This is a genomic window from Jannaschia seosinensis, assembly GCF_001408515.1.
Classification (GTDB): domain Bacteria; phylum Pseudomonadota; class Alphaproteobacteria; order Rhodobacterales; family Rhodobacteraceae; genus Jannaschia; species Jannaschia seosinensis.
On record NZ_CYPR01000056.1, the window covers coordinates 1 to 3,201 of the forward strand.

The 3,201-nt window shown below is 62.7% G+C and carries 1 protein-coding gene and 3 pseudogenes; 2 read left to right on the forward strand and 2 right to left on the reverse strand.

Annotation, left to right across the window (positions count from 1 at the left end; translation table 11 throughout):
• Positions 1–365 (forward strand): annotated as a pseudogene (locus JSE7799_RS19565) (hypothetical protein); the annotation flags it as partial.
• Between the two features lie 337 nt (positions 366–702).
• Here the strand turns inward: JSE7799_RS19565 and JSE7799_RS21255 are convergent.
• Positions 703–939: a hypothetical protein gene (locus tag JSE7799_RS21255; RefSeq protein WP_222101707.1), complete on the reverse strand. Its 237-nt coding sequence runs from the start codon at positions 937–939 to the stop codon at positions 703–705.
• Positions 940–1,278: 339 nt separating this feature from the next.
• On the opposite strand from JSE7799_RS21255, the pseudogene JSE7799_RS05280 reads away from it, so the two are divergent.
• Positions 1,279–1,617 (forward strand): annotated as a pseudogene (locus JSE7799_RS05280) (hypothetical protein); the annotation flags it as partial.
• Between the two features lie 163 nt (positions 1,618–1,780).
• On the opposite strand, the pseudogene JSE7799_RS22255 reads toward JSE7799_RS05280, so the two are convergent.
• A pseudogene (locus JSE7799_RS22255) lies at positions 1,781–2,968 on the reverse strand (integrase core domain-containing protein).
• Positions 2,969–3,201 lie beyond the last annotated feature (233 nt).

Genomic DNA, 3,201 nt, shown 5'->3' on the forward strand with positions numbered 1-3,201 from the left:
GGGGGTGCGGTCGGGACGGCGCGGCCGTCCCCGCAAGCGCCCGGGCAAGCTGCACACCCCCTCTCGGGACATCGCTGCGCGATACCCTGCCGGGTAACGGACAAGGCCTACGATCACCGCCGGTGCCGGAAGGAATGCCGGGCCCGCTCCATCATCCCCCGCATCGCGCGTCGCGGGCTCGAGACCTCCACCAAGCTCGGCCGCCATCAATGGGTCGTCGAGCGCACCTTCGCGTGGTTCGCTCAGTTCGTTCGGCGAGCCTCACCCTCGCAACCCCCTACGACCGCCGCGCCGACATCCACATGGCCCTCACCAAGCTCGCAACCGCCATCATAGGCATGAACCAGATCAAGAGATTCTGTTAGGCGCTCTTAGTTTAAGCATCCCTAATACCATTCTACGACGACCATGATTGCGTTCTGTTCCACCCTCTCAACGGTGACATCTGAGGAGCAGAGGGGGAACATAGAGGCATCTCGTATCTTATAGCTATGCCCGGTCGGAACGGACCTTCATGCATGGCGCGCGAAAGCCCGCAAAGTCCGCACTGCGCACTTTTCTTTTAGGCGCAGCGGAGGGCCGCTTCCGACGCTGATCACCCGGAGTGGGAGCAGCCTGCCTCTCCGGAGAGACAGAACCGCATGATGCCATTTTTCCGGAATTGCCGCTTTTTGAGCAGTTCTTGGCTGGCAGGGCGCTTCATCAAGAGAACTTGATGATAGGCTCTGCCATAGCCTGCGCAGCCTCATCTTTCGCATCGCGCAGCAACAGGCACCCGTAGCCGATTACGATCACCGCAGCGAGATCCTGCCGCCGGATTGCCGGGTCCGCCGCGAATGTCACCGCACCGTCAACAGCAGCGCCAAGTGGACGAGCAGCAGAAGGACTATGGCGCTGCGCATGAGGCAGACGTTTTTGCGGCGTAGCCTCATGCTTCAAGGGAACGGACGGCGAGCGTCATCGGCGGCCCGGCGACCAGCAGGACCACTGTGACCGACAGTCAACCTTCGGGCGCCGTCCTCACCTCGCTTGAACCCTTGCCGCATTGATCGGCATCTGGCCGCCCGCGGCCTCGCCCCGAGCCCGGGTAGCCTTCGATGAACAGACGACCGGCGTGACCGTTCAGACATGCGGCCCTCCTTACGCATCCGTGAACGAGCAGGCATGCCGCTGCGGATGCCGGGACCAGCGGCGGATTATCGATCACGCGGGAAGTGGCGACCGATCCGTCAGCGGCGCTGCGGATGCCGTCAACTGACGGTCACGCTACGGTCCGAGCGACAACGGCGAATGCCGTGGAAGAAGGACAGGCCCGGGGCGGCAGGCAGGAACGAGGCCTTGCGCGCCATCGAGCGCCTCGGCAGGACTATCTGGCGGCACTGGAGCGGTTATCACCGCCGAAGCGAAACCTCTCGGGATCATGCGACGCATGACCCTGCCGGTCAGTGCAAGAACTGCACGAAGCTGCTCGGCCAGAAGCTCATGGCCGTTCGCCATCGGCCTCGGACCGATGGCGGCACGATGCCTCACCTTCGATCGCCAGACCGCCGAGTCCGCATCGCCATCCTGAACCACTTCATCGCTCTCGGCATCCCCGTCACAGAACCCATCGTCTGAGCCGCTCGGGGTAAGGGGGAGCTCAGCCTTCAGGCGTTCCGTGCAACAAGGCCGTCTTACGCACGTAAATATTTACTTTTGCAAGCCGAAGCGTAATTAAAGTCATTAAACGCGACAGCGTCAAATGACTGGACTGCCCCCATCGAGCGGCCCGGGTTGATTGTTAGTGCATTGTCGGTCGGTGGTCCATTGGGACGAAGGTTTCCGGTGCTGGCGGGCGATAGCCCAGCGAGCTGTGCGGCCTGACTGTGTTGTGATGGCGGCGCCATCGCTCGATGAGGATCCGGGCCTCCCGGAGCGAATAGAAGACTTCTGCGTTCAGCAATTCGTCGCGGAACCGGACATTGAAGCTCTCGCAGTAGCCGTTCTCCCAGGGTGAGCCCGGCTCGATGAATGCAGTCTTGGCGCCGACGGCACCGATCCAGCTGCGCACCTTCTTGGCGATGAATTCGGCCCCATTGTCGGACCTTATGAATGCGGGTGGGCCGCGCAGGATAAACAGATCCGTCAGGGCGTCGACTACGTCGGTGGAATTGAGCTTGCGGTCGACACGGATCACCCATTGCCCGGCAGGCGATTTGGCAACGCCAAATCTGTCGAAAGGGGGCGCCTCCTTCGTGAACTCGTCACTCGACCATTGCCCTCGGACCAATGGCGGACAAGGTCTCGTTGTTGAGCGTTCGGAACACCCGCCCGTCATGCGTCCGATCCTGGCCGAAATCGTGAGGTGCAGATGTGGTTCGGGCGCTCTGGCCGGAGCCTGACGCACGATCCGCCGTTCAGCCAGAGCCTGCCCTTCTTTGCCTGTTTTTGCGGGACCTTCAGCCCTTCGCGTCGCCATATCCGCTCGACCGTTGCCCGGCAGGCGCATGCGCAGCATGCTGCCGAGAGGGGCGCTTGTGGCTCACATGCCACCCGGCGTTGTTCAGCAGTCCGGTGATCATCCGATAGCCGTATCGCCCGTGGGCGCGCGTCAGCTCGATGATGTCTTCCGTCAGCCGTTTCTCGTCCGGTGTGCCGCAGGGAACCCTGCGGCTCGCGTCGAGCGGTGCTGCCCGAGCGTGCGGCAGGCGCGGCGCTCGCTCGCCATTGTCCTCGGACCGATGGCGGCTTGCGCCTCACTGTCCAGCGTCAGATCCGACACCGCGCGTCGCAGCCTCTGGTTCTCCGTCTCAAGCTCCTTGAGCCGCTTGAGCTGGTCCCGGTTCATCCCGCCATACTGCTTGCGCCAGCGGTAATACGTCGGCTCCGTGATGCCAATCTGACGCACCGCGTCGGAGATCGCCATGCCCTGTCCTTGCAGCACATCGACCTGCCGAAGCTTTAACCCGGATAACACACTACACGACAGAGTGCTGGCTGAGGGCGGCTGGATGGATTCAACTGGACGACTCCGACCAAGGAAACGTCCGATGCTTCACCACGCCATCTCCGCCCTCACGAATATCCTGCGTCCAGATCTCGACTTGAGCAAGAGCCGTCTGGAGACGCTTTGCATGATCGTCATCGGCATGGTCAGCGCGCGCAGCGTGAACCTCAGCCATCTTGCCTGCGAACGACCGGGATCGGCCCTGACCTCGTCGA